This is a genomic window from Kitasatospora sp. NPDC001660, from assembly GCF_053596725.1.
Genome location: NZ_JBSFGU010000005.1, coordinates 112,457 through 138,846, shown reverse-complemented (window position 1 = coordinate 138,846; position 26,390 = coordinate 112,457). Strand labels below are relative to the sequence as shown.

Sequence of the window (26,390 nt, the reverse complement as noted above, 5' to 3'; positions counted from 1 at the left end):
GGTCCCCCGCCAACCGTCGTGCGTTCCGCCGGGATCACGCACCGACCGGCGCGCCCACGGTCCTCCGCGCCCGCATATCCTCACCCCCATGGAGGCACTGGCCGTACGCATGTCACAACTGGGCTCGGACGTCGAGGGCGCCGTCCGCCTCGTCATGTTCTACGACACCCTGATGCGCCGCCGGGTGGACCTCCCCGCGCTCGCCCGCGCCTCGGCGAACCTGGCCGAGTGCGTGGCCGGGATCCGGCTCGCCGGCACCGGCCGGACGATCCGCGTGACGCCCGACGGCCGTGAGGCGCCCGGCCCGCCCCCGCCCGCCTCCACCGCCGCGCCGATCACCCTCGACGAGGAGGAGATCGGCACCGTCTGGCTGGAACGCCCCGCCCCGGCCGGCCCCCTCGACGAGCTGCTCCTGGACCGCCTCGCCATCGCCGTCGCCACGGCCGTCGAACGGTACGGCCCGGCCCACACCACCATGGCCGACCCCGCCCTCGTCGAGCTCGTCATCGGCGCCGGGACCGACGAGGCCGCCCGGGCCAGGGCGCTGCGCCTGCTCGGCTTCGCCGCCGACCTGCCGGTGCACGCCGTCGCCGTCCGCACGCCGCTCCAGCTCGACCGGGTCGGCACCCTCCTGTGCCCCGGCCGCCCGGTGAAGGCGGCCCAACTCGCCGACGCGGGCGCGATCCTGGCCACCACCATCGACGTGACCCGCCTGCCGCCCGACGTCCGCGCGGGCATCGGCGCCGCCGGAACCCCGGACCGCTCCTGGCACGAGGCCCGCACCGCGCTGCGCTTCACGACCCCGCGCCGACCGGTCGTCCACCACGCCGACCTGGGCGCGCTGACCCTCCTCGCCCGGCTGCCGGAGGACGCCGTCCGCGCCAACCCCGACGTGGCCGCGATCGCCCGGATCGCGTGCAACCCGGACGACCTGGCCACGCTGGACGCCTACTGCGCCGCCGGCTCCCTGCGCCGGGCCGCCACCGTCCTCCACCTGCACCACACCAGCGTGGCCCGCCGCCTCGACCACATCGGGAGCGCCCTGGGCGTCGAACTCACCGATCCCGCCGGCCTGTTGCGGGCCTCCCTCGCCCTCGCCGCGTGGCGGCTGCTCGGATCGTAGCCCGCTGGAGACCCCGGAGCGGTTGCCCGATTTGTGGTCTACACCTCCGGGCCGACGCGTGCGACGATGCCCGTCGGCCGTCCGGCCAGTACACCGATCCGGCACAGGGGGAACAACTCGTGAAGGCCCGTCATCGCATACGCGCCGCCGTCGTCGCCCTCGGCGTCGCGGCCTCCAGCGTCACCATCGCCACCGTCGGCGCCACCCAGGCCAGCGCCTGCGGCCTGTCCTCCCTCGGTCCGACCAAGAACATCTGGGCCGGCGGGCGCACCATCGGCATCTACTACCTCGCGTGGAACAGCTGCTCCAACCCCGGCCAGGCCTACGCCGAGGCCCACATCACCAACACCAACTACACCGGTGTCAATGGAATCATCCTGGTGAAGAACTACAGCGGCGCCTCCTGGAAGTCCAACACCAACCCCCCGGTCCGCGTCAACGACGGCACCGCCTGGTGGGACTCCGGCTTCCTGCCGATCAACTCCTACCCGAGCAGCGAGCGCCGCTACCAGGGATACGTCGAGTTCGACCACGGGGACGGCAGCTTCTGGTGCTCCGGCTACACGCCGATCTGGAGCTTCAGCGGCTTCCTCTACTCCAACAGCAGCGACATGTACTGCTGAACCTGTCGGGGCGCCCCCGCCCGGGGCGCCCCGCCGTGCCGCACGGGGTTCAGCTGCCCTCCGGCTCCCACTCCGGCTCCCACTCCGGGTGCTCGCGTGCGGCCCACGCCGGGTCGACCAGGCCCGTGCGCATGCCGTGGCGGGCCTCCGGGTCGCGCAGGGCCATGCGGATGTGGCCGACCGTCACGATCGCGATGGCGGCGGCCAGCCAGTCGTGGACGAAGGTCGCGCCGGTGCGCCAGGACGCCGGGGCCAGGTGGGTCAGCCACATCAGCAGGCCCGTGCCGACGATGACCAGGATCGCGCCCAGCGTCCACTGGGCGTACAGCTTCTGGCCCGCGTTGAACTTGCCCGCCGGGCGGGCGGCGGCGCGGCTGCGGAGGGCGCGCAGCCAGGCCCAGTCGGCCGGGGTGAAGCGGCTCAGGCGGGAGACGTCCGCGCGCAGGGCGCGGGAGGCGAGGCCGAGCAGCAGCGGGACGGGCAGGGCCAGGCCGCACCACACGTGGACGGTCACCACCAGCCGTCGCCGGCCCACCAGTTCGGCCAGCGGTGGGACGTAGAGGCAGGCCGCCGTGGCCAGGCAGACGAGCATCAGGGCGGACGTCACGCGGTGGACCCAGCGTTCGGCGCGGGTGAAGCGGAGCAGGAGGTCAGGCGGTCGGTGCATCGTCACGTCCGTTCGAGCGGCCGACCCAGGCGTCGACGTCGTAGCCGTTCTGTTCCCAGTACCCGGGCTGCACCGCGTCGGTGACGGTGATGCCCGAGAGCCACTTGGCGGACTTGTAGAAGTACATCGGCGCGACGTACAGCCGGGCCGGGCCGCCGTGGGAGTGGGAGATCGGGGCGTCCTGCATGCGGAGCGCGACGAGGACGTCGTCACGCCGGGCCTGGTCGAGGGTGAGGCTCTCGGTGTACGCGCCGTCGAAGCAGCTGAACCGCACCGCCCGCGCCCCCGGCCGCACGCCCGCCGCGTCCAGCAGGTGGGCGAGCGGGACGCCCTCGAACGGCGTGTCCGGGACGCGCCAGCCGGTCACGCACTGCACGTCGCGGACGATCCGCCGCTGCGGCATCGCCTGGAGCTCGGCGAGGCGGAAGCTGGCCGGACGGTCGACCAGGCCGTCGATGCTCAGGGTGTACGTCTCGGCGGTGCGCTCGGGGACGGACGCGGTGATCGAGTAGTAGCGGAAGCCGCCGCCCCCGGGGAGCAGGCCGGTCAGACCGGTCGGGTCCTTCCCGGCCACGGTGTCCTGGGCCTTCTGCAGGTACGGCCCGGCGGCGACCCCCACCGCGCCGAGTCCGAGCAGCCCGAGCACGACCCGCCGGCCGACCGGGGTGCCCTTCGTGTGTTGCGCTGTACTGTCCACGCCGCCGATTCGACCAGGCCCGCCCCCGTCTTGACCAGGGGCGCAGCCGAGTCGTCAGGGTTTCGTCACATCCGGGCTCAGCAGGTCTTGCGGACGTTGCCGGACTTGCCCTGGGGCAGCACGTTCTTGTCCCGGCGGACGATGCTCAGCTTGTCGCCCCAGCCCTTGCAGGCCTTGGACAGGCCCTTGTCGGTGTACTCGATGACGTAGACCCGGTCGCCGAAGGCGTCGACGTAGCCGTTGCACTCGTCCTGCTCGCCGCACTCCTCGGCGACGGCGAAGTCCAGCCCGACCTTCTGGCGGTCGCCCGCCAGCTCGACGGTGTTCTTCTGGCCGATGGCGAGGTTCTTCTCGTGTGCGTGGGCGGCGATCGTCGTCTGGAACGCCTCCACGTCGGCCGCGGTGAGGAGGTTGTTCGAGCGGGTGTAGCTGTCGTAATTGTCCGGTTCGACCGCGTTGAAGCCCTTGGCCGCGCACTCGTCGATCCAGCCGCCCACCTTCTGGGCGATGCGCAGGCGCTTGGCGTCGGTGCGGACGTCCAGCAGGGCCTCGTTCCAGTTCGTGTCGTAGACGACCTTGCCGTCCGCCCCGCGGAGGAGCAGGTCCGGGTCCCAGTCCTTCTCGGCGCCGGGCTGGGCCTGGAAGGCGTTGACGTAGCAGATGTTGTACATCCCGGCGGCCGGCGTCGCCGCGTGGTCGCGGCTGACCACCCGCACGCCGGCCGGGGGCTGGTAGGGCGCGGAGATCTGGTAGTCGAAGCCCGTGTGCTCGGGGGGCAGGGTGACGCCGGTGGGCGGCGGCAGGGACGGGCCGCCGGCGGTGGCCGTGTCGGAGGTGTCCGGGTCGGAGTCCCCGTCGTCGGAGGAGGAGCTGCACGACGAGAGCACGAGCGCGGCCGCCGCCGAGACGGCCAGCGCGGCGGCGGCCCGACGGCGGGTGCGGCCGGAACGGCCGTGGCGGGCAGGGCGGTCGGACATCGTCGGTCTCCTGGGAGGGCGGGCGGAACTGAGGCTCACCTTAGCGGCCGGTGGATCGCCTCCGGGCGCCCGTACGGGACTGGGACGAAATCCCAATGATCACTTAATGCTCCGTTCACGCCCGACCGCGTGGCCTGCCCGCGATTCCAGGAGCCGGTCACCACGCCACCGGGAGGTGTGACGGGCTGCGCGTCGTGCCGCCGAGCTGCCAGCCGATCGGGTCGGCGGGACGGGCGAGGCGCAGGCCCGGGAGCGCGGCGGCCAGGCGGTGGAGGGCCTCGCGCATCTCCAGGCGCATCCGCCAGGCGCCCAGGCAGTAGTGCGGGCCGGCGCTGAAGGCGAGGGTCGGGGCGGCGAGCGGGGCGGCGAGGTCGGCGTCGATGCCGCCACCCGGGAAGACCGCACCGTCGCGGTTGGCGCTGCCGAGGCTGACGGCCACGACGGCGCCGGCCGGGATCGCCACCTCGCCCAGCTCGACCGGCTCGACGGCACGCCTGGTCGACGTGTCGTCGTCGCCGAGCGGGATGTAGTGCAGGAGCCGCTCGGTGGCGAGTTCGGCGGCGTCGGGATCGGCGAGGCGGGGCCAGCACGAGGCGCGCTCGCCGAGGAGGTAGACGAAGGCGTTGCCGAGGGCGCCGGTGACGCTCTCGTTGCCGCTGGCCGCCAGACCGCAGACCAGGTACACGAGCCAGGTCTCGGGGATGCCGCCGTCCGCGGCGGCGGCCCGGACCAGGCCGCTGACCAGGTCGTCGCCGGGTGCGGCGCGCCGACGAGCGACCAACTCGGCGGCGTAGTCCGTGAATTCCGTCAGTTCGGCCTCGTCCCGATGGCCGCCCTCCGCCAGGATGGCGCGCGACCAGCGGTGGAGCCGCGTCTCGTCGACGCCGTCCAGGGCCATCAGCCGACTGGTCACCGCGAACGGCACCGGCCGGGTGAAGGCGGCGACCAGGTCGGCCGGCGGTCCGCCCGCCACCAGTTCGTCCACGGCACGCTGGACGGCCTCGGCGACCCACGGCCGCCAGGCGTCGACGGCGCGCGGGGTGAAGGCGCGCTGGACGGTGAGGCGCAGGCGGCGGTGGTCCGAGCCGTTGAGGTTGAACATCGAGGCCGGGTTGCCGGTCACCTCGGCGTTGCCGCCGCCGGTGCCGACGGCGTGCAGGTCGTCGCGGGTGAAGCGCGGGTCCGTCAGGACCTTGCGGACGTCGTGGTAACGGGTGACCAGCCAGGCGGGGGTGCCGTCGGCGAGCGTGGTCGGCCGGGGCGCCCGGGCGGGGGCGAAGGGGAGCCGATGGAGCGGGGGGAGGGTGGGGCCGGTGGCAGCGCGTGTGATGGGGGCCTCCAGATCCGGGCTTTTCACCCAGATGCTACCCAAAGGGGCAATCACCCCGGGGAGACGCGGCGCGCCCGTCACCGCCGCGTCACGCCCGCCGTTCCGCGCCGTGCGGGGACGGTGACGCCGCCGTGATGGCGGATGCGGACCGTGGGCGGTGACTGCGGGCGAAACCGTTGCCCTCGCGAAGGGAGCCACGATGCCCATCAGCCCCACCTATCCCGGCGTCTACATCGACGAGCTGCCGAGCGCCGTGCGCACGATCGTCGGCGTGCCGACGTCCATCGCCGCGTTCGTCGGGACGGCGCCGCGCGGATCGGTGACGGATCCGGTGCACATCACCAGCTGGGCCGACTACGAGCGGGAGTTCGGCGGTCTGGACCGCGGCTCCGACCTGAGCTACGCCGTCCACCAGTTCTTCCAGAACGGCGGCGCCGAGGCGCAGATCGTCCGGATCGTCGCCGTGAAGCCGCAGGACGCCCCGGCGGACGGGCCCACCTACCCGGCCTCCGCCGCGCTCGTCCTCGCCGCCGCCTCGGGCGCCCCGGCCGACGCGGTCACGCTCACCGCCGTCAGCCCCGGCGACTGGGGCAACCACCTGCGGGCCCGGGTCGACTACCAGACCCGCGACAAGGCCGCGGACCCGGCCGCCCAGAAGAGCTTCAACCTCACCCTGCGCGACACCGTCACCGGCGTCACCGAGAGCTACCTCAACATCAGCGCGGTGCCCGGCAGCGCCGAGCGGCTCAGCGTCGCCCTCGCCGCCTCCGCCCTGGTCACCGTCCCGGCCTCGGCGGACGGGAAGCTGCTCGCGGCCGACGCGGACGTCCCGCCCGGCCAGGACCCGTTCCCGGACGACAAGGGCCCCGGCCACGGCGACTGGTACGTCGACGCCAAGGGCGGCCTGGACGGCACCGCGAGCCCGGTCGCCGCCGACTACCTCGGCGACAGCTCCCCGGTCAAGGACGGCAAGCAGGGCCTCTACCAGCTGCTGAAGACCGACATCTTCAACATCCTCTGCCTGCCCGGCCCGCCCGGACAGGCGGGCCCGGCCGGGATCCTCGCCCAGGCCGCCAAGCTCTGCCTGGACCGCCGGGCGATGCTCGTCGTCGACCCGCCCGACGCCTGGCACGGCGTCGCGGACGTCGCCGGGGCCGCCGCCCCGGGCGGCACCGGGCTGCCGCTCGCCGGCGACCCGGCCGCCCGCAACGCGGCCGTCTACTTCCCGCGCGTCCTGATCGCCGACACCGAACAGCAGAACGTCGTCCGCGACTTCCCGCCCTGCGGCGCCGTCGCGGGGGTGTGGGCCAGGACGGACGTCGCGCGCGGCGTGTGGAAGGCCCCGGCGGGCACCGACGCGGGCCTCGCCGGCGTCGTGGCGCCGCTCGTGCCGATGACCGACCCCGAGAACGGCATCCTCAACCCGCTCGGCGTCAACTGCCTGCGCCAGCGGCCGGTGTTCGGCAACCTCGTGTGGGGGGCGCGCACCCTGCGCGGCGCCGACGTCCTCGCCGACCAGTGGAAGTACGTCCCGGTGCGCCGGCTCGCGCTGTTCATCGAGGAGAGCCTGTTCCGCGGCACCCAGTGGGTGGTGTTCGAGCCCAACGACGAGCCGCTGTGGTCCTCGATCCGGCTCAACGTCGGCGCGTTCATGAACACGCTGTTCCGGCAGGGCGCGTTCCAGGGCCGCACGCCCAGGGACGCCTACCAGGTGGTGTGCGACGCGACCAACAACCCGCAGAACGACATCGACCGCGGGATCGTCAACATCCAGGTCGGCTTCGCCCCGCTCAAGCCCGCCGAGTTCGTGATCATCCACATCCAGCAGCTCGCCGGCCAGATCCAGGTCTGAGGTCCGAGGGATCCGAGGGAGAAGCCGTCATGGCCGACAGCAGGACGAAGCGCCGCGACCCGTACAAGAACTTCCGCTTCCGGGTGAAGTTCGGCGGCGGCACCGACTACATCGCGGGCGTCACCAAGGTCACCGGGTTCAAGCGCAGCACCGAGGTGATCAAGCACCGCAGCGGCGGCGACCCGGCGACCAGCTCCAAGCTCCCCGGGCGCACCGAGTACGACGCGATCACGCTGGAGCGCGGGGTCACCGGCGACAAGGTGTTCGAGCAGTGGGCGAACCGGGTCTGGAGCCTCACCAACTCCGGTGGCGGGCTGGAGTCCTCACTCAAGGACTTCCGGCGGGACATCATCGTCGACGTCTTCAACGAGGCGGGCCAGAAGGTGCTCTCCTACCAGGTGTTCAACTGCTGGGTGTCGGAGTACCAGCCGGTCTCCGACCTCGACGCGAACGCCAACGCGGTGGCCATCCAGCACATCAGGCTGGAGAACGAGGGCTGGGTGCGCGAGGACCTGCCGGAGCCGGTCGAGCCGTCCTTCGAGGACCCGGCGTGACGACGGACCTCCGCACCCCCTCGGAACCGCTCACCGAGGAGGGCCTGCTCGCCGTCTGGGAGGCCGGGCGCGGCCAGGACCCGGTCCGGCGCGCCCTGGTCCTCGCCGCGGCGGGCGGCGGCGATCCGGCGGCCGTCGCGGACCTCGCCGTCGGGCGGCGGGAGGAGCTGGTGCTGGGCCTGCGGGTGCGGTGCTTCGGCCCCGGCCTGCCGTGCGCCGTCACGTGCCCGTCCTGCCGGACCGAGCTGGAGCTGGACCTCACCGCGCAGGACGTCACGCCCGCGCCGCCGGACGGCGAACGCGTCGTGCGGGCCGGGGGTTTCGAGCTCGCGTTCCGGCCGGTCACCACCCGGGACCTGCTCGCCGTCCGCGGCGCCCCGCACGCCGGCGCCCGGCAGGCGCTGCTGGGGCGGGTGCTGACCTCGGCCGTCGCCGACGGCCGGCCGGTGGGCGTCGACGCGCTCCCGGCCGACGTCCTGGAGGCCCTGGCCGGCGCTCTGGCCGCGCAGGACCCGCAGGCGGACGTCCGGCTGGACCTCGACTGCGCGGAGTGCGGCCACACCTGGACGTCCCCGTTCGACGCCTCCGGCTACCTGTGGGCCGAACTCGACGCCCATGCCCGGCGGCTGCTCCACGACGTCCACACGCTGGCCACCGCGTACGGCTGGACGGAGCCGGACGTCCTCGCGGTCGGGCCCGAACGGCGGCAACTGTACCTGGAGTTGGTGACAGGATGAGCGACTTCGTGAGCCGCCTGCTGGGCGCCGGCGACGCGGACGCGCCGCCGATCCGGCCGTCGATCGGGTCGCTCTTCGAGCCCCGGCGGCCGATGCGGCTGCGGCCTCCCCACGACGAACCGCCGCTGCTGCCGGGCAGGTTCGAGCCGTCGAGGAGCGATCGTGCGGAGGCTTCGCCGCCCGCCGGGGCGCACGGGCTGCCCACGGAGCCGTACGACGTCCCGCCACCTCCGGCCGGCCTCACCGCCGAGCGCGCCGCGCCGGAGCGCGCACCCGAACGTCCGCAGGCCGTCGGGGCGGGGCCTCCCGCCGTGCCCGAACGTCCCACGGAACCCGCGGCCTTCGCCCTCCCGAAGCCCCGCCGCTCCGGCACCGCCGCGCCCGACGACGCCCCGGACGTCCCGCGGGACGCCACACGGGACGCCCCGGAAGGCGTCCCGCAGGGCGTTCCCGAGGAGCAGCACGCCACGCCTGCCGAGCCGCGCCTTCCGGACACCCTGACAACGACCGCACCCGACCCCGTCCGCGCGCGCCCCGTCCCGGCATCCCTCGTCGACCCGCTCCTCGCCCCCCGGCGCGAGCGCGCCGCGGCGGCGCCGAACGTGCGGATCACCATCGGCCGCGTCGAGGTCCGGGCCAACCGCCAGCCCCCGGCCCCGCAGCCGCCGCGCCGGATCCCCGGGCGGCGCCCGGCGATGAGCCTGGAGGACTACCTGCGCACCCGCTCGGAGGGAGGCGGCGCGAGATGAGCGACGAAGAGGCCATCGCCGCCGTCACCAGGACCCTCAGCGGCCTCGTCCTCAGTGCTCTCGCCGACGTCCCCGGCGCGGGCGTGGACACCCGTCCGCTGGACGAACTCGCCGACAGCACGCGGGACAAGCTCGTCAACCTCTACCTCTTCCAGGCCGACGTCGACGGCTCCCTGCGCAACGCCGACCGGCCCGACCTCGCCCCGGGCGAGACCGGCGAACCGCCGTTCCCGCTCACCCTGCACTACCTGGTCACGCCGTTCGTCAAGCGCGACCCCGGCCTGGACGCGCACCGGCTGCTCGCCCGCGCCGTCCGCGTCCTCAACGACAACCCGGTGCTCCAGCGCGGCGAACTGGCCGCGTTCGCGCCGGAGAGCGACGTCGCCAAGCAGCTCGACCGGATCCGGATCACCTGGCAGCCGTTCGGCGAGAAGGACATCTACTCGCTCTGGACGGCGTTCCAGACCCCGTACCGGATGTCGGTCGCCTACGAGGTCGGCGTGGTGCTGATCGACGGCCACCGCCCGCCCACGGCGCCGGTGCCGGTGCTCACCCGGGGCGCGGACGACCGGGGGCCCACCGCGCAGGGCTTCCTCCCGCTCGGGGCACCCGCCCTCGACGCGGCCGTGCCACCGGACGGGCAGCCCGCGGTGCGGCCCGGCGAGGCGGCCGTGCTGCACGGAAGCGGCCTCGCGGGAGATTCCGCCTCCGCCGAGGTCCGCCTGAGCCACCCGCTGCTCCCCGCGCCCGTCGTGGTCGCCCCGGACGAACTCACCGACGCCGAGGCGCGGTTCACCGTGCCCGCCGGGACGGCGGCCGGGCTCTGGTCGGCCGGGCTCTCCCTCGCCGGCCGGATCACCAACGAGGTGCCGCTCGCCGTCGCGCCCCGGATCACGCACCTGCCCGCGCAGGTCGTCCGGCACGCCGACGGCAGCGCGCTGATCGAGCTCCGCCACTCCCCCGCCGCGCTGCCCGGCCAGCCGGTGCTGCTGGTCCTCGACGGCCGCGCCGTCCCGCCCGACCCGCCGGCCCCCGGCGTGCCGCGCCCGCCCGGCCACGCCCGGTTCACCGTCCCCGACGCGACCCCCGGGCGGCACCTGGTGCGGCTACGGGTCGCGGGCGTGGACAGTCTGCTGGTCGACCGCTCGGGCGCCCGGCCGGCGTTCGACCCGAGCCAGGCGGTGACGGTCCTGTGACGGCGCAGAAGGCGGACCAAGCCGCCAACGGCCGGTTCCTCGCCGCGTCGCTCGCATGGTTGCGGCTGCTGCTGCAACGGGCGATCGCGGACGGTCCGGCGCGGCCGGAGCCCCCGCGCACCCGGGGGTTCCGCCGCGCCGAGACCACCCCCTCCGTCACGAAAGTGACGGACAGTCAACTCGCGGCAGAGGCGGAAAGGGTGGCCGAAGCCGAGGCGACCTCCACCCCACCCCTCGCCGAACTCGCCGACCGTCTCGGCCTCACCCGCTTCGAGCGCGACACCCTGCTCCTCTGCGCGGCCGTCGAGCTGGACCCGTCCATCACCCGCCTCTACGCCCTCGCCCAGGGCGACGAACGGCTCACCCACCCCACCTTCGGCCTCGCCCTCGCCGTCCTGCCCGACCCCGCGTGGGACGTCGTCTCCCCGCAGGGCGGCCTGCGCTACTGGCAGTTGGTCGAGATCGCCCGGCCGCCCGGCCAAAGCCTGGTCGGCAGCGCCCTGCGCGCCGACGAGCGGATCGTCAACCACGTCAAGGGTCTCAACGACCTCGACGACCGCCTCACCCCGCTCGTCGAGCGCCTCCGCCCCGGCTCCGCCGCCGACCTGCCGCCCTCCCAGCAGGCCGTCGCCGACGAGATCGCCCGCACCTGGCGGCGGCCCGGCGCTCCCGTCGTCCAGCTCGTCGGCCCCGACGCCCCCGGCAAGCGGCTCACGGCCGCCCGCGCCGCCGCCGAGAGCGGGCTGCACGTCTGCCGCCTGCCCGCCGCGCTGCTGCCCGCCGACCCGGCCGCGCTCGACCACCTCGCCAGGCTCTGGCACCGCGAGGCCGCCCTCCTCCCGCTCGCGCTCTACCTCGACGCCGAGGACGCCGACCCCGCCGACCCCCTGCCGGAGCGCTTCCTCGCCCGGGCCGGCGGCGCCCGCCTGCTCGCCGCCCGTGAGGGCCGCCCCGACCCGGACGGCGAGGCGCGGCTGCTCGACGTCGCGCCCCCGACCCCGGCCGAACGGGCGCGCGCCTGGCGGGAGTTCTTCGGCCCGGGGCCGGACACGGACGCGCTCGCCGCCCAGTTCGGCCTGGAGCTGCCCGCCATCCGCGCGGCTGCCGCCGTCGCCGCCGGGGACCCGGCCGCCGCCTGGCGGGCCTGCCGGATCCGCACCCGGCCCCGCCTGGACGCCCTCGCGCAGCGCCTGGAGCCCAAGGTCACCTGGGACGACATCGTCCTGCCCGAGGCCGGCCGCCTGGCGCTGGAGCGGATCGCCGACCAGGTCGCGCACCGCACCACGATCCACGAGACCTGGGGCTTCGGCCGGCGCATCACCCGGGGCCTCGGCGTGGCCGCGCTGTTCGCCGGGCCGAGCGGCTCCGGCAAGACGATGGCCGCCGAGGTGCTCGCCCACCACCTGCGCCTCGACCTGTACCGGGTCGACCTGTCCGCCGTCGTCAGCAAGTACGTCGGCGAGACCGAGAAGAACCTGCGCCGCCTGTTCGACGCGGCCGAGGACGGCGGCGCGATCCTGTTCTTCGACGAGGCGGACGCGCTGTTCGGCAAGCGCAGCGAGGTGCGGGACGCGCACGACCGCTACGCCAACATCGAGGTCAACTACCTGCTCCAGCGCATGGAGGCCTACCGGGGCCTCGCCGTGCTGGCGACCAACCTGCGCTCGGCGCTGGACGGCGCTTTCCTGCGGCGGCTGCGGTTCGTCGTCGAGTTCGAGTTCCCGGGCCCCGAGCAGCGCCGGGCGATCTGGGCCAAGGCCTTCCCGGACACGGCCCCGCGCAGCGGCCTCGACCTCGACCGGCTCGCCCGGCTCCACGCCAGCGGCGGCATGATCCGCAACATCGCCGTCAACGCCGCCTTCCTGGCCGCCTCGGCGGGCACGCCGATCACCATGCCGCACCTGCTGGCGGCCGCCCGCAGCGAGTTCGAGAAGCTCGAACTTCCCATGACCGAACGGGACTTCGCCTGGGAGGAAGAGCGCCCGTGACGATCGAGCTGCACATCGACCACCTCGTCCTCGACGGCGTCGACGGCGACCCCGACACGATCTCCGCCGCCCTGCGCACCGAACTGACCCGCCTCCTGGCGTCCGCCCCGGCGGAGACGTGGCGCCCCGCGCGGGCCGGCGTGCTGCGCGCCCCCGAGGTGACCGTCACGGGCGCGGCGTCGACCGGCCGCGGCCTCGCCGGATCCGTCTACCGGGCGGTGCGCGATGGGCGCTGAGCACGTCCTGCGACGCTGCGGCGCCGAACCCTGCGGGTGCGAGACGGACGAGCCGCACCTGCGGCGCCACGCCACCGGCAGCGGCCCGGCCCTCGCGCCGCCGGAGGTCCACGCGGTGCTCGGCTCCGCGGGCGCGCCGCTCGACCCGGAGGTCCGCGACCTGCTCGAACCGCGCTTCGGCCAGGACTTCAGCGGTGTGCGGATCCACACCGACGACCGCGCGGCGGCATCGGCGGACGCCGTCCGCGCGCGGGCCTACACGGTCGGCGCGGACATCGTCTTCGCGGCCGGCCGTTACGCGCCCCACACGACCGAGGGCCGTCACCTGCTGGCCCACGAGCTCGCGCACGTCGTCCAGCAGCGGCAGACGGGCCCCGGGCTCGCCGCCGCGCCGCTGGAGGTCGGCGCGGCGGACGCCCCGGCCGAGCGCGAGGCCGAGCAGGTGGCGCGCTCCGTCACCGCCGGGTCGGCCACGCCCTTGCGCCCGGCCGCGCGCACCGCCGGCGTGGTGGCGCGTCAGACGCCGCCCGGCGGCCCGGCCCCGGCGCGCACCGTCTTCCTCGACCCGAGCGTGTTCGACCAGATCGCCCGCGGCAACGCCGGGGCCGCGAACGCCCTGCGGTCGATGCTGTCGTCCGGGGTCCGGGTGCTGGTGTCGGAGCAGGCCTACCAGGAACTGATCGTCAATCGGGCGATCCCGCGCCAGGCCGTCTCGAACCAGCTGCTCCTCGACGACCTGGGCATCGGGCGCGCGCCCGCGCCCCCCGCCGGTCGCGTGCAGGCGTTCCTCCAGCAGGTGAGGGCCGCCAAGGTCCCGATCCAGCCCGCCGACGCCCTCGTCGCGGCCGAGGCGACGGCGGCCGGGGGCGAGCTGTGGACCTTCGACCGCGTGGTGCGGACCAACCCGGGCAACCTCAAGCCCGTCGGGGTCCGCGTCGCGCCCGAGACCACGAGCGTTCCCGTGGTGGCCGGCACCAAGGACTACCGGGTGGCACGGCGGCTGCTGAACCTCCAGCCCGTGGACGTCTCCTTCACCGGAACGGTCACCCGCGGGCCGGGCGGAGGAACGCCACCGGCGGGCGGAACGCCCCCGCCGGGCGGCGCGGCGCCTCCCGCCGGAGGAGCCCCTCCCGCCGGTGGCGCGCCTCCCCCCGCAGGCGGCGGGCCCGCGGCCGCACGGGCCGTCCCCGCGCCCGCCACGGGCCGCGTGCCGCCGACCGGCCGCGGCGCGACCACCCCGTCCGCGGAGGCCGTCGAGCTCGCCGCCGAGGCCGGGCGGACCGCCCGGACCAACCTGCGCCTGCTGGCGGCCGCCCGGGTCTTCGTCATCGCCACCCAGGTCCTCCAGGCCAAAGGAGCACTCGACCTCCTGGACAGGTTCATCGCCATCGCCCGACGCGGACTGGCCGGCCAGGGCCTCGTCCTGCCCGACGAAGTGGCCGGGGCGGCGCGGCTGGCCACCGAGGCCGCGGCCTGGCGGGACGCGGCCGCCGAGTTCTCCGACCGGTTCCAGGGCGAGTCCTTCCGGCTGATCCCCGCGGGGGCCGATCCCGTCTCGGCGGGCCGGACGGCGGGCCGGCTCTCCGAGCGGGTGGACCAGCTCACCGCATCCCGCTGGGACCTGCCCGCCCGGATCGCGACGGTCGAGAGCGCCCTGAACGCCGTCCGGGCCCGGCGCCGGGCCGCCGTCGCGATCCTGGAGTCGCAATCGGCCAGCACCGCGATCGCGACCGCCACCCAGGGCACCGCCGAACTCGCCGAGCTGTTCGGTGCCTCCGTGGACCTCGAACGGATCGAGACCTCCCTGGAGAACACGCTGGCGGCCCTGCGCGCCGTCGACTCGACGGTCTCCGCGGACATCGCGTTCGGCACCGCCTGGAGCACCGCGCTGTTCGACGCCTGCGTCCGCGGCGGGGCCTGTTCCCAGCGGACCCTGGAGATCCCGTTCGTCGGCACGTCCACGCTGCGTTTCCTGCCGGGAGAGGAGGGCCCGTGAGTGCGTTCCCCGAGGCGTTGAACCCGGTGCGCGGCGGGTTCGTGCTGGTCGACCCCGGCCGGGGCACCGTGCTGCGCACGATCCCGTTCCAGTACAACCCGGACACGCTCACCCGCACGCTCACCCCGCAGGGCATCGGCGGCGAGCCCGGCGACCGGCTGGAGGTGCTGCGGCTCAAGGGCCCGGCCCACGAGCAGTTCCGGTTCGACGCCGAGTTCGACGCCGCCGACGCGCCCGAGAAGTACCCGGACGGGCTCCACCCGGTGCTCTCTGCCCTGGAGTTGAGCATGTACCCCACGGTCGAGCAGCTGCGCCACGAGGACGCCCTGGCGCGGGCCGGCCAGATCGAGGTGGCACCGATGGAGTCGCCGCTGCTGGTCCTGGTGCTCGGCCCCAGGCGGGTGGTGCCGGTGCGGATCACCGAGTTCACCGTCACCGAGGAGTTCTTCGACCGGGCGCTCAACCCGGTCCGGGCAAAGGTCGGGGTCGGGGTCCGGGTGCTCACCGTGGACGACCTCGGGCACCAGCACCACGGCGGGGTGCTCTACCTCACGTACCAGGGCCGCAGGGAGGGCTTCGCCCAGTCCGTCCGGAACCCGGTCTCCGACGTCGGCACCCCCAGGGTGTAGCCGCAAGTCCCCGAGAGGAAAACCGTGTTCGCCCTCACCAGCCGCTACCGCGCCCTGCCGACCGCCACCCACCCCCTGCCGGACGGGCGCACGGTGACGTACGTCCGCCGGCGGTTCCTGCCGCACCCGGAGGACCTCACCCCCCTGCGCGAGCACGTCGTCGCGGCGGGCGAGCGGCCGGACCGGATCGCCTTCGCCGAGCTGGGCGACGCCGAACTCGCCTGGCAGCTCGCGGACGCCAACCGGGCCACCGACCCGGACGAACTCGCCGTCGTCGGGCGGAGGTTGCGCGTCACGCTCCCGGCGGCCCCGCTGCCCACGGGAGCGCTCAATGGCTAGGAGCGTCCAACTCCTGCTCCGGATCGGCGACATCGTCACCGCGCCCGCGCCGCAGCCCCTCATGGACGCGCTGCAGTCCGTGCAGGTGACGTCGAGCGCCGGAGCCCGGAGCGGCTTCCAACTCACCTTCGCCGTCAGCAAGAAGTCCGTCATCACGCGAACACTCCTGCCCGCCGGCCTGCTCGACCCGCCCGCCCGCGTGGTGATCGCCGCCATCGTCGCCGGCTCCACCGAGGTGCTGATGGACGGCGTGATCACCCGGCACGAGCTCAACCCCGGTGACGCGCCCGGCACCGGCACGCTCACCGTCACCGGCGAGGACCTCACCCTCCTGATGGACCTGCGCACCGAGCACGCCTGCTACCCGGCCATGCCGCACAACGTCCGCGCGACGCTCGTCCTGCTCAAGTACGCGCTGTACGGGGTCGTGCCGGTGGCGGTCCCGCCGATCATCCCGACCGTCCCGAACCCGCTCGACCAGATCCCCGTCCAGTCCTCCACCGATCTCGCGTACCTGCGCAGCCTCGGCGAGGAGGTCGGCCACACCTTCTACCTCGTGCCCGGACCGGCCCCCGGCGCGAGCATCGCCTACTGGGGCCCCGAGGTGCGCATCGGCGTGCCGCAGCCCGCCCTGACCGTCAACTCCGGGGCGGCGGACAACGTCGAGCAGCTGTCCTTCACCTTCGACGGGCTCGCGCGCACCCAGTACACCGTCCGGATCACCGAACCCACCACCAAGATCGGCATCTCCGTCCCGATCCCCAGCCTCAGCCTCCTCAAGCCGCCGCTCGCCGCCCGCCCGGCCGTCGCCCTCCGGGAGGAGCCGATCGTCAAGCTCACCGACCGCTCGCTCACCGACGCGATGCTGCGCGCCGTCAGCGTCACGTCCCAGGCGGCCGACGCCGTCACCGGGCAGGGCAAGCTCGACGTCCTGCGCTACGGCCGGGTGCTCGCCGCCCGCGGCCTCGTCGGCGTGCGCGGCGCGGGCCTCGCCTACGACGGCCTCTACTACGTCAGCAGCGTCACCCACGACATCAAACGCGGCGAGTACACCCAGAGCTTCACCCTCGCCCGGGACGGCTTCGTCCCCTTCACCGACCGGGTGGCACCGTGACCGCGCCCAGCGCCAACCAGCAGCCCGACTTCCGCGACCTCTACCGCGGCGTCGTCGTCTCCAACTTCGACCCGCTGCAACAGAACCGGATCATGGTCCGGGTCGACGACGTGCTCGGCGACGACCCGTGCATCTGGGCCGTCCCGCAGTACGCGACGGCCGGGATGCACGTCGTGCCGGCCGTGCAGTCCGGCGTGTGGATCAAGTTCGAGGACGGGGACGTCAACCGGGCCGTGTGGACCGGGTTCTGGCGCGGCGGCACGATCGAGCAGCCGCCGGTCGCCGCCCTCGTGCCGCCCGAGGTGCCGCAGGTCGTGCTCAGCACCCCGGCCGGCAACTACCTGCTGCTCACCGACGCCACCGAGCCCACCGGCGGCATCCGGCTCCAACTGCACGGCGCCGCGGGGCCGTACATCAAGCTCAGCGAGGCCGGGATCGAACTGTCCTGCGGCCCGGGGCTCGCGAGCATCCGCCTCGCCGGCACCGCCGTGATCGTCAACAACGGCACGCTCGTCGTGCCGGAATAGCACTTGGGGGACCACATGCCCGGCCTCGCCCTCCACACCGGAGCGACCATGACCTGCCCGCACGGGGGCACCGCGACGATCCTGCCCGCCGGGCCGCCCGGGGCGCTGGTCCGGGGGATGCCGGTCGCGACCGGTGCCAACCCGATCGTCGTGGCGGGGTGCGTCGTGACGCCGCCGTGCGTAACCGTGCAGTGGACGAACGTGTCCTCGGTGCTCGTCAACGGCGCGCCCCTGCTCACCCAGGCACCGCCGCCGACCCCGCCGCCCGTACCCGGCGGCGGCGTGTGCGCCGGATCGCCGACTCCCGGGCCCCCGCTGGTCCTTGCCATGCAGCTGCTCGTCACCGGGCTGTGAGCGGGAGGACGGAACCATGGACCTCGCCTTCCCCTTCCGCGTCGACGCCCGCGGCCGAACCGCCGAGGCCGCCTGCCCGGACCACGTGCGCGACATGATCGAGCAGCTCCTGTTCACCACCCCCGGCGAGCGCGTCAACCGCCCCGACTTCGGCTGCGGCCTGCTCGACCTCGTCTTCGAGCCCAACAGCGTCGAACTCGCCGCCGCCCTCCAGGTCTCCGCCGAAGGCGCCCTGCACCGCTGGCTCGGCGACGTCATCGTGGTCGACTCGCTGCAGGTCACCGCCGAGGAGAGCACCCTGCGCATCGAGCTGCGCTACCTGCTCATCGCCACCGGCGAGGTGCGCACCGACGTCCTCGAAGGGAGCGTGCCGCAGTGAGCCAGGACGCACTGAGCCAGGACGCACTGAACCCGGACACGGTGAACCGAGCGGCAGCGAACCCCGGCGCAGTGACCTGCGCGGACGAACGGCGCCGAGCGAAGCTGCGCGCCAGCGACCTCAACGGCATCGACAGCGTCGACGTCCTCGACGACAACGTGGTCGTCCTCCTCTTCGGCAAGGCGCCCGAGGGCCTCGCGCCCGCCAACTTCCGCATCGACGGCGGCGAGCGGACCACCGGCATCACCGTCCTCGCGGTGCGCCGGGAGACCGACGAGGAACGGGAGCTGGCCGACCGCCTGGTCCTCTCCGTCGACCGCCCTGGCGACCTCTCCGCCTACCGCCTGAGCATCGTCCGCGCCGACCCGCACGGGCGGCCCGGCACCGAACCGTACCCCGGCTTCGACCCCCGGTACGCGAGTGCCGCGTTCACGTTCCGGCCCGAGTGCGCGACGCTCGACTGCGCCCCCGCCGGTGACTGCGCGCCCGCGCACCCGGCCGCGCCCGAGATCGACTACCTCGCCAAGGACTACGCGAGCTTCCGCCAACTCCTGCTCGACCGGCTCAGCCTGACCACGCCGGGCTGGACCGAGCGGCACGTCCCCGACCTCGGCATCACCCTCGTCGAGCTCCTCGCCTACGAGGCCGACCGGCTCAGCTACCGCCAGGACGCGGCCGCCACCGAGGCCTACCTCGACACCGCCCGCCTGCGCGTCTCGGTGCGCCGCCATGCCCGGCTCGTCGACTACGCGATGCACGACGGCTGCGCCGCCCGGGCCTGGGTCTGCCTGCAGACCGACGAGGAACTCGCCCTGCCCGCCAGGGACTTCCGCTTCATCACCCTCGCCCCCACCGTCCTGCCCGATTCCGGCGCCGCCCTGCTCGCCACCGACCTCGACCGCCGCCACCTGCCGCCGTACCAGGTGTTCGAGCCCGTCCACGCCGAGGACGTGCGACTGCGCCCCGCCCACAACCTGATCCACGTGTGGACGTGGGGCGACGCCGAGTGCTGCCTCCCGGCCGGTGCCACGTCGGCCACGCTCGTCGACGGCGTCCCGGGGCAGCGAGCCCTGTGCCTGCGCCCCGGCGACGTCCTGGTCTTCGAGGAGATCCTCGGCGCGAAGACCGGCGCCCCCGCCGACGCGGACCGCACCCACCGCCAGGCCGTCCGGCTGGTCTCCGTCACCGAGGACGTCGACCGGCTCTACGACCAGCCCGTCCTGCACGTCGCCTGGGCCCGCGAGGACGCGCTGGCCTTCCCGCTCTGCGTCAGCGCGCGCGGCGGCCCCGACTGCGCGGACCTGGAGGTCGGCGTCGCCCGCGGCAACACCGTGCTGGTCGAGCACGGCGCACGCATCGACTGGTGCCACCAGCCGCCCGAGACGATCGACGTGCCCGTCCTCCCCCCGCGGGAACCCGGCTGCCCCACGCCCTGCGGCCACCCCGGACCCTGCGGCTGCGCCCAGGACGACGACGGCCGCCCGGCCTACCCGCCGCTACCCGTCCGGTTCTCCCCCGTGCTGCACCAGTCGCCCGTGACACAGAGCGCCCCCTTCCCCACCGACGCCGTCATCGCCGCCGCCCAGGCCGCGCGCCTCCTCGGCCTGCCCGGGCGGGCCCGGCACCGCCTCACCGCGATCTGGCACCGCCTGCCCCCGCACGACGGCCGGCTCACCCCGGCCGAACGCGCCTACCTGGTGGTGCTGTTCGGCGAAACCGTCCTCCAGCGCGTGCGTGCCGACGACAGCCCGCGCGGCGCGCTGCGCACCCTGCTCGCCCGCTTCGACGACCTCCTCTCGGCCAAACTCGCCCGCTGGCGCGAACTCGTCCGCCGCGCGCGGGCCGGCCAGGTCCTCCGGCACGACGCCGAGGGCTGGGAGCTCGGCCAGAGCTGGGGCGCGGACGAAGCCGAGCGGCTCCGGGAGGACGACCCCGCGTTCCGCGGCCCGGCCGCGCTCGCCACCGCCCCCGACCCGCGCGACGCGCTGCCCGCCGTCCGCCTCACCGACCAGGACGGCCACGACTGGCGGCCCCGCCGCGACCTGCTCGACAGCGGCCCGGCGGACCGCGACTTCGTCGGCGAGACGGACGACGACGGCGTCCTGCGCCTGCGCTTCGGCGACGGTCTGAACGGCGCCGCGTTCCCGCCGGCCGACGCGCCCGGCGTGCGGTGCACCGTCCGCTACCGGGTCGGCAGCGGGACGCCCGGCAACGTCGGCCCCGAGGCGATCAGCCGCATCGTCTTCTGCGCCACCCGCCCGAACGGCATCCGCCTCGTCCGCAACCCGCTGCCCGCCACCGGCGGCGTCGACCCCGAACCCGTCGACGACGTCCGCCGCCTCGCCCCGGTCGCGCCGACCACCCGCCTGCTGCGCGCGATCACCGCGGACGACTACGCCGTCCTGGCCGCCACCGTCCCCGGCGTGCGGCGGGCGACGGCGGACCTCCGGTGGACGGGCAGCTGGTACGAGGCTCAGGTGGCCGTCGAGGCCTTCGGCACCGAGACGGCCCCCGACTCCCTGCTCGACGCCGTCCGCGCGTCCCTGTTCCGCTACCGCCGGATCGGCCACGACCTCGCGGAGTCCGGCGCGACGCTCGTCCCGCTCGACGTCGCCCTGCACGTCCAGGTCGAGCCCGACCACGTCGCCGGGCACGTCCGGGCCGGGCTGCTGGCCGCCTTCGCCGCGCTCTTCGCCCCGGACGCACTCGTCTTCGGCGACCCCGTCCGGGTCAGCCGCCTGGTCGCGGCGGCGGTGGCCGTCCCCGGCGTGCGGCACGCCGAAGTCACCCGCCTGGAGCGCCTGTTCGCCGACCCCGCCGACCGCGGCGACGCCCTCGTCACCGGCCTGCTGCCGATCCGGCCGCTGGAGGTCGCACAGCTCGACAACGACCCGTCCCGGCCCGAACACGGCCGCCTCGCACTCGACTTGGAGGGCGGCCGATGACCTGCGCGTGCGGCTGCTGCACCGGCGTCGAAGCCGTCACCCCGACGCCGATCCTCAACCCGCCCGGCCTGCCGGCGCTGAGCTACCGCGCCGGCACCTACGCGACGTTCCGCGCGTCCATGCTCGCCCGGCTCTCCAGCCGCCGGGCCCTCGACCCGCTCACCACACGCGCGCCGGACGACCCCGCGATCGCCCTGCTCGACTGCTGGGCCGTGGTCGGCGAGGTGCTCACCTTCTACCAGGAGCGCATCGCCAACGAGGGCTACCTGCGCACCGCCACCGAACCGGAGTCCCTCGGCCACCTCGGCCTGCTCGTCGGCCACCGGCCCCGCCCGCCGCTCGCCGCCGGCACGTACCTCGCGTACACGCTCGACCCGGGCGCGCACACCCTCGTCCCGGCCGGGTCCGCCGTGAAGGGCCAGGCGGCGGCCGGTCGGCTGCCGCAGACCTTCGAGACGAGCGAGGACCTCGTCGCCCGCGCCGAGTGGAACACCCTCGCCGTCCGGCTCGCCGACCCGCCGGACATCACACGCGCCGACGTCGACACCCTGGGAACCCTCGCGGTCGACGGCACCACCGCCAACCTCCGCAAGGGCGACCGGCTGCTCTTCACCTTCGCCCCCGGCGGGCTCGCGCCGGACATCCACGCCCGCACGGTCGCCGACTCCACCGTCGACTTCACCGCAGGACGCACCCAGGTCACGCTCGTCTCCCCCACCACTCCGCTCGACGCCTTCACGGCCGCCGTCGCCCTGCTCGCCGACGACGTCCGCATCGCCACCGCCGACACGGTCACCCGAACGGACCCGGCGGCGGCCCGCATCGTCGACGACATCCTCACGCCGCTCGCAGCCCTCCTCCTGCCCGCGCTCACCCCGGCGGGCGCGCTCGGCGAGGTCGCCGACTCCCTCCAACGACTCACGGAGGCCGTCGCGTTGGCCGCCCGCGGCGCCGGCTGCGCACTCTCCGACTGGCTCGACGGCGATGTCGGCACCGTCCGGACCGACGGCCACGCCCTGCTGGCCCTCGCCGCCCAGCTGGCCCGCCGCACCGATCCTGAGCTCGCCCAACTACGGGCGCTCGCACGCTCATTGGTCTGCCCCGAGAGCTGCAGCTCCGGCCTGACGGACGACGACTGCGGCGGCGACTGCGGCTGCGACTGCGACTGCGACTGCCCGGACCCGTACCAGGCCGCCGGGCTGGTCGCGCTCACGCCCGTCCTCCCGGCGCTGCGCCGCGAGCCGTCCCGCCCGCCGCGCTCGGCGCGCGCCCTCGACACACCCGTCCAGCAGCTGTTCCAGCCCGACTCGGACGCCCACGTGCGACTGCTCGCCGCCGCCGACCCCCGGCTCACCCAGGTCTACGACGCGTGGCGGCGCGAGCAGATCACCGACCCGCCGCAGCTCGCCGGGCTCGCGGTCCTGCGGGTCCGCGCCGCCATCGCCCTGGCCCGGCGGAAGACACCCGCCGGCGACAACCGCGTGGACCAGATCCTCCTCGACTCCGTGCACGACACGGTCCTGCCCAAGCGCCCGGTCCTCGTCGGCACCGGCGACGGCACCGCCACCCTGGTCCTGATCCCCGACCGCGTCCTGCCCGCCCAGCTCGACGTCACCGACCCGAGCGGCCGGAAGATCGGCGAAGTGACCGTCACCATGCTGGAGTTCGACGATGCGGTCGACTCCTCGAAGCTCGCCAGGGGCACCCCCGTGTGGGCGCAGGGCGAGCCGCTCACCCCCGTCGGCGCGCCCGTCCCCGACGACGTCGGCGCCGCCACGATCGACCTCGCCCAGGGCTACGACGGCCTCAAACCCGGCCGCTGGATCGTCGTCTCCGGCGAACGCACCGACGTCCCGCACACCAGTGGCGTCCGGGCCGCCGAACTCGCCATGGTCGCCGGCGTGAGCCAGCGGCTGGACCGGACGGTCGACGGCCGGCCGGTGCTCCAGCGCGGCCAGGGCCCGCAGACGCGACTGCTGCTCGCGGGCGGCCTCGCCTACACCTACCGGCGGTCCACCGTCACGCTCTACGGCAACGTCGTCGCCGCCACCCAGGGCGAGACCCGCGACGACATCCTCGGCAGCGGCGACGCGGGCGTCCCTGGCCAGGCGTTCCCGCTGCACTTCGTCTCCGACGCGACCCCGCTCACCTGGACCGCCGCCGACAACCCGCTCGGCGCGCAGAACTCGCTCACCACCCGCGTCAACGGCGTCGCCTGGCAGGAGACCCCCGCGCTCGCCCTCGACGGCCCGAACGACCACGCCTACGAACTGCGCGGCGCCACGGTCGCGTTCGGCGACGGCGCGCACGGCGCCCGGCTCCCCTCCGGCGCCCAGAACGTCACCGCGCGCTACCGCACCGGTGCGGGCGCCTCCGGCAACCTTCCCGTCGGCCAGGTCAACCAGCTCGCCGCCCGCCCGCTCGGCGTCAGCGCCGTCACCAACCCGCTCCCCGCCACCGGCGGCGCCGACGGCGACGGCCCCGACGACGCCCGCACCGTCATCCCGCTGCGGCTGCGGGCCCTCGACCGGCTGGTGTCCGTCCAGGACTACGAGGACTTCACCCGGGCGCGGGCGGGCATCGGGAAGGCGAGCGCGGTCAAGCTCTTCGACGGCGCCCGGGAGGTCGTGCACGTCACCGTCGCGGCGGTCGGCGACGCGCCGATCGACCCGCTCTCCGACCTGTTCACCGCGCTCGAACGGTCGCTGGTGGACTTCGGGGACATCGGGGTCCCGGTCCGGGTGGCCGCCCGGGAACTGCGGCTGATCGTGCTGGACGCGGGCGTGAAGGTGCTGCCCGACCACGCGTGGGAGTCGGTGGAACCGGCCGTCCGGGCGGCACTGGCGGCCGAGTTCGGCTTCGCCGCACGGACGCTCGGGCGGCCCGCGCACCTGAGCGAGGCGATCGCGACGATCCAGGGCGTCGAGGGCGTCGACCACACGGAGGTACGCGTCTTCGCCGACGTGCCCGGTGACGTCACCCCGGTCCAGCTCGCGCAACTGGCAGCCGGTCTGACCACGGCCAACGCCTGCCTCCCGGCGCTCCCGGCACACTTCGAGCAGATCGAGCACGAGGCCCGGCGCGGCGACACGCTCACCACGGTCGCCCAGCGGTACGGCCTGCACCTCGACGAACTCGCTCTGCTCAACCCGCAGTTGACCTCACCGAAACTCCACCCCGGCCGCCACCTCACCGTCTACAAGGGCATCCGCCCCGCCCAACTCGCCGTCCTCCCGGCCGACGTCCCCGAGGCCCTCACCCTCCGGAGGATCCCGTGACCACCGACCGCCTCTACGACCTCCTCCCCGCCGTCGTCCGCACCCGCGACGCCGAACAGGGCCGGCCGCTGCGCGCGCTGCTCGACGTCATCCAGGAGCAGGCCGACGTCATCGAGGCCGACATCGAGCAGCTCGCCGACGACTGGTTCATCGAGACCTGCCAGGCCTGGGCCGCCCCCTACCTCGGCGAGCTCGTCGGCTACCGCGTCCTGCCCGGCTCCGCCGAGGCCCTGTCCGCCCCCACCGAGGCCGCCCGCCGCCTGCTCGCCGCCATCGCCGGCCGCCGCGACGTCGCCCACACCGTCGCCAACCGCCGCCGCAAGGGCACCCTCGCCCTCCTGGAGCAACTCGCCGCCGACGTCGCCGCCTGGCCCGCCCACGCGGTCGAGTTCCGCACCCTCCTCGGCCTCACCCAGCCCGTCCGCCTCCTCGGCCGCGACCCGCGCGCCGACCGCCGCCGACTCGCCCGGGGCCGCACGGCGGACCTCCACGCCGTCGACGAACTCGACCGCCTCGACGGCCCGTTCGACCGCATCGCCCGCACCGTCGATGTCCGCCGCATCAACTCGGCCCGCACCCAGGGCCGTTACAACATCCCCGAGGTCGGCCTGTTCCTGTGGCGGCTGCGCCCGTACCCCGTCACCCGCGCACCCGCCCACTGTGACGACCGGGCCCGCACCCACTTCACCTTCAGCGTGCTCGGCAACAGCGCGCCGCTGATCGTCCACCCGATCGCAGGCCCCGCCCCCGCGCGCCTCGCCGACGAGAGCACCGTGCCCGCGTTCATCCGCCGCCTCGCCTTCGCCGAGCGCACCGCGCAGTTCTACGGCCCGGGCAAGAGCCTGTGCGTCCACGTCGGCGACGAGCCCGTCCCCCTCCACCGGATCGTCCCCGCCGACCTGACCGACTGGCACCACCACCCCACCAACGACCAGGTCGCGATCGACCCGGTCCTCGGCCGGATCGCCTTCCCCGCCCGCCACGCCCCGACCGAGGGCGTCTGGGTGGACTACCACTACGGCTTCAGCGCCGACCTCGGCGGCGGCCAGTACGTCCGGCCGCTGGACCTCCGGCGCCCGCCCGCGCTCTACCAGGTGGGCAAGGACCGCGAGTTCACCGGGATCGACGCGGCCCTGCGCCGGTGGCAGGCCGACAAGGCCGCCGACCCCGGCGGCCGGCACGAGGCGGTCATCGAGATCACCGACAACGGGGACTACCTGGAGCACCTCGCCGTCACGCTCGACCCGGACGACCGCCTCACCATCCGCGCCGCCCAGCAGACCCGCCCGCTCCTGCGCGTCCTGGACTGGAGCAGCAACCGCCCCGACGCCCTGCACGTCATCGGCCCACGGCCCTGCGCCAAGCCGCCGCGCATCACCTTCGACGGCCTCCTCGTCGCCGGGCGCGGCCTGCGCGTCCGCGGCGGCGTCGGCGCGGTCGTCATCCGCCACTGCACGCTCGTACCCGGCTGGTCCCTCGACCAGGAGTGCAACCCCGAGCACACCGAGGAGGCGAGCGTCGAACTCGCCGACACCCCGGCCTGCCTGCGGGTCGAGCACAGCATCCTCGGCCCGGTCGTCGTCAACGCCGACGAGGTGCACGCCGAGCCCAACCGGGTCGCGCTCCGCGACAGCATCCTCGACGCCACCGCCCACGGCCTCGCCGCCCTCTCCGCCCCGGGCCGCCGCCCGGCCCACGCCGTGGTCGACCTCCGCCGCACGACGGTCTTCGGCTCGGTCCTCACCCACGCCGCCGGCCTCGTCGAGAACACCGTCATCACCGGCTGCCTGCACGTCGAGCACCGCCAGTCCGGCTGCGTCCGCTTCTCCTGGCTCGGCCCCGGCTCCCGCACGCCCCGGCGGTTCCACTGCCTCGACGGCACGCCGCTCCCCCGCTTCACCAGCACCCGCTACGGCACCCCCGGCTACGCCCAACTCGCCCGGGACTGCCCGGAGGTGATCCGCCGGGCCGCCGACGACGGCTCCGAGCCCGGCGCCTTCCACGACCTCTTCCAGCCCCAGCGCGAGGACAACCTGCGGCTCCGGCTCGCCGAGTACGTGCCCGCCGCCTGCGACGCCGGCCTCGTGATCGTCACCTAGG

23 protein-coding genes are annotated in these 26,390 nt (G+C 74.9%); 19 read left to right on the top strand and 4 right to left on the bottom strand.

The features are described 5' to 3' along the window. Positions 1-88 precede the first annotated feature (88 nt). Both ACWCXH_RS07675 and ACWCXH_RS07670 read left to right on the top strand, forming a co-directional pair. On the top strand, positions 89-1,123 hold the full coding sequence (locus ACWCXH_RS07675) for a helix-turn-helix domain-containing protein (protein ID WP_449800432.1): 1,035 nt from the start codon (positions 89-91) through the stop codon (positions 1,121-1,123). 119 nt (positions 1,124-1,242) lie between these two features. Then, positions 1,243-1,746, top strand: a complete 504-nt coding sequence (locus ACWCXH_RS07670) for a hypothetical protein (protein ID WP_449800431.1) — start codon at positions 1,243-1,245, stop codon at positions 1,744-1,746. Positions 1,747-1,795: 49 nt separating this feature from the next. Here ACWCXH_RS07670 and ACWCXH_RS07665 read toward each other — a convergent pair whose 3' ends face one another. The 4 genes from ACWCXH_RS07665 to ACWCXH_RS07650 all read right to left on the bottom strand — a co-directional run bounded on the left by ACWCXH_RS07665 (position 1,796) and on the right by ACWCXH_RS07650 (position 5,444). Next, a complete protein-coding gene (locus ACWCXH_RS07665; RefSeq protein WP_449800430.1) occupies positions 1,796-2,413 on the bottom strand; it encodes a cytochrome b/b6 domain-containing protein in 618 nt (205 codons plus the stop codon). Then, positions 2,397-3,119 carry a molybdopterin-dependent oxidoreductase gene (locus ACWCXH_RS07660; RefSeq protein WP_449800608.1) on the bottom strand — a complete coding sequence of 241 codons (723 nt, stop codon included), beginning with the start codon at positions 3,117-3,119 and terminating at the stop codon, positions 2,397-2,399. The genes ACWCXH_RS07665 and ACWCXH_RS07660 overlap by 17 nt, the downstream gene beginning before the upstream one ends. A 68-nt stretch (positions 3,120-3,187) precedes the next feature. After that, the gene (locus ACWCXH_RS07655) at positions 3,188-4,087 is read right to left on the bottom strand and encodes an endo alpha-1,4 polygalactosaminidase (protein ID WP_449800429.1); all 900 of its coding nucleotides are present in this window, start codon (positions 4,085-4,087) and stop codon (positions 3,188-3,190) included. 157 nt (positions 4,088-4,244) lie between these two features. Next, on the bottom strand, positions 4,245-5,444 hold the full coding sequence (locus ACWCXH_RS07650) for a cytochrome P450 (RefSeq protein WP_449800428.1): 1,200 nt from the start codon (positions 5,442-5,444) through the stop codon (positions 4,245-4,247). Between the two features lie 172 nt (positions 5,445-5,616). Between ACWCXH_RS07650 and ACWCXH_RS07645 the strand changes: the two genes are divergently transcribed. Genes ACWCXH_RS07645 through ACWCXH_RS07565 form a run of 17 tightly spaced genes read left to right on the top strand, consistent with a single transcriptional unit; the run spans position 5,617 to position 26,389 of the window. Further along, a complete protein-coding gene (locus ACWCXH_RS07645; protein ID WP_449800427.1) occupies positions 5,617-7,269 on the top strand; it encodes a phage tail sheath family protein in 1,653 nt (550 codons plus the stop codon). A gap of 29 nt (positions 7,270-7,298) precedes the next feature. After that, positions 7,299-7,823: a phage tail protein gene (locus tag ACWCXH_RS07640; protein ID WP_449800426.1), complete on the top strand. Its 525-nt coding sequence runs from the start codon at positions 7,299-7,301 to the stop codon at positions 7,821-7,823. Further along, a complete protein-coding gene (locus ACWCXH_RS07635) occupies positions 7,820-8,560 on the top strand; it encodes a hypothetical protein (protein WP_449800425.1) in 741 nt (246 codons plus the stop codon). Before ACWCXH_RS07640 ends, ACWCXH_RS07635 begins: the two co-directional genes overlap by 4 nt. Next, complete coding sequence (locus ACWCXH_RS07630; protein WP_449800424.1) at positions 8,557-9,309, top strand: hypothetical protein; 753 nt, start codon at positions 8,557-8,559, stop codon at positions 9,307-9,309. The genes ACWCXH_RS07635 and ACWCXH_RS07630 overlap by 4 nt, the downstream gene beginning before the upstream one ends. Then, positions 9,306-10,505 carry a DUF4255 domain-containing protein gene (locus tag ACWCXH_RS07625; protein ID WP_449800423.1) on the top strand — a complete coding sequence of 400 codons (1,200 nt, stop codon included), beginning with the start codon at positions 9,306-9,308 and terminating at the stop codon, positions 10,503-10,505. Before ACWCXH_RS07630 ends, ACWCXH_RS07625 begins: the two co-directional genes overlap by 4 nt. Further along, positions 10,502-12,493, top strand: a complete 1,992-nt coding sequence (locus ACWCXH_RS07620; protein ID WP_449800422.1) for an ATP-binding protein — start codon at positions 10,502-10,504, stop codon at positions 12,491-12,493. The genes ACWCXH_RS07625 and ACWCXH_RS07620 overlap by 4 nt, the downstream gene beginning before the upstream one ends. Next, positions 12,490-12,729, top strand: coding sequence for a hypothetical protein (locus ACWCXH_RS07615; protein WP_449800421.1), 240 nt, complete (start codon positions 12,490-12,492; stop codon positions 12,727-12,729). Before ACWCXH_RS07620 ends, ACWCXH_RS07615 begins: the two co-directional genes overlap by 4 nt. After that, positions 12,719-14,725 (top strand): eCIS core domain-containing protein, encoded by a 2,007-nt coding sequence (locus tag ACWCXH_RS07610; RefSeq protein ID WP_449800420.1) that lies wholly within the window; start codon positions 12,719-12,721, stop codon positions 14,723-14,725. The genes ACWCXH_RS07615 and ACWCXH_RS07610 overlap by 11 nt, the downstream gene beginning before the upstream one ends. Continuing rightward, positions 14,722-15,354, top strand: coding sequence for a hypothetical protein (locus ACWCXH_RS07605; protein WP_449800419.1), 633 nt, complete (start codon positions 14,722-14,724; stop codon positions 15,352-15,354). Before ACWCXH_RS07610 ends, ACWCXH_RS07605 begins: the two co-directional genes overlap by 4 nt. A 24-nt stretch (positions 15,355-15,378) precedes the next feature. Continuing rightward, positions 15,379-15,693 carry a hypothetical protein gene (locus ACWCXH_RS07600; RefSeq protein WP_449800418.1) on the top strand — a complete coding sequence of 105 codons (315 nt, stop codon included), beginning with the start codon at positions 15,379-15,381 and terminating at the stop codon, positions 15,691-15,693. Continuing rightward, the gene (locus ACWCXH_RS07595) at positions 15,686-16,807 is read left to right on the top strand and encodes a hypothetical protein (RefSeq protein WP_449800417.1); all 1,122 of its coding nucleotides are present in this window, start codon (positions 15,686-15,688) and stop codon (positions 16,805-16,807) included. The genes ACWCXH_RS07600 and ACWCXH_RS07595 overlap by 8 nt, the downstream gene beginning before the upstream one ends. Further along, positions 16,804-17,334 (top strand): phage baseplate assembly protein V, encoded by a 531-nt coding sequence (locus ACWCXH_RS07590; RefSeq protein ID WP_449800416.1) that lies wholly within the window; start codon positions 16,804-16,806, stop codon positions 17,332-17,334. The genes ACWCXH_RS07595 and ACWCXH_RS07590 overlap by 4 nt, the downstream gene beginning before the upstream one ends. A gap of 48 nt (positions 17,335-17,382) precedes the next feature. Further along, positions 17,383-17,688: a hypothetical protein gene (locus ACWCXH_RS07585; protein ID WP_449800415.1), complete on the top strand. Its 306-nt coding sequence runs from the start codon at positions 17,383-17,385 to the stop codon at positions 17,686-17,688. A gap of 16 nt (positions 17,689-17,704) precedes the next feature. Beyond that, the gene (locus ACWCXH_RS07580; RefSeq protein ID WP_449800414.1) at positions 17,705-18,067 is read left to right on the top strand and encodes a GPW/gp25 family protein; all 363 of its coding nucleotides are present in this window, start codon (positions 17,705-17,707) and stop codon (positions 18,065-18,067) included. Continuing rightward, the gene (locus ACWCXH_RS07575; protein WP_449800413.1) at positions 18,064-21,012 is read left to right on the top strand and encodes a putative baseplate assembly protein; all 2,949 of its coding nucleotides are present in this window, start codon (positions 18,064-18,066) and stop codon (positions 21,010-21,012) included. The genes ACWCXH_RS07580 and ACWCXH_RS07575 overlap by 4 nt, the downstream gene beginning before the upstream one ends. Beyond that, positions 21,009-24,290: a putative baseplate assembly protein gene (locus ACWCXH_RS07570; protein ID WP_449800412.1), complete on the top strand. Its 3,282-nt coding sequence runs from the start codon at positions 21,009-21,011 to the stop codon at positions 24,288-24,290. The genes ACWCXH_RS07575 and ACWCXH_RS07570 overlap by 4 nt, the downstream gene beginning before the upstream one ends. After that, positions 24,287-26,389: a hypothetical protein gene (locus tag ACWCXH_RS07565; protein WP_449800411.1), complete on the top strand. Its 2,103-nt coding sequence runs from the start codon at positions 24,287-24,289 to the stop codon at positions 26,387-26,389. The genes ACWCXH_RS07570 and ACWCXH_RS07565 overlap by 4 nt, the downstream gene beginning before the upstream one ends. Position 26,390 lies beyond the last annotated feature (1 nt).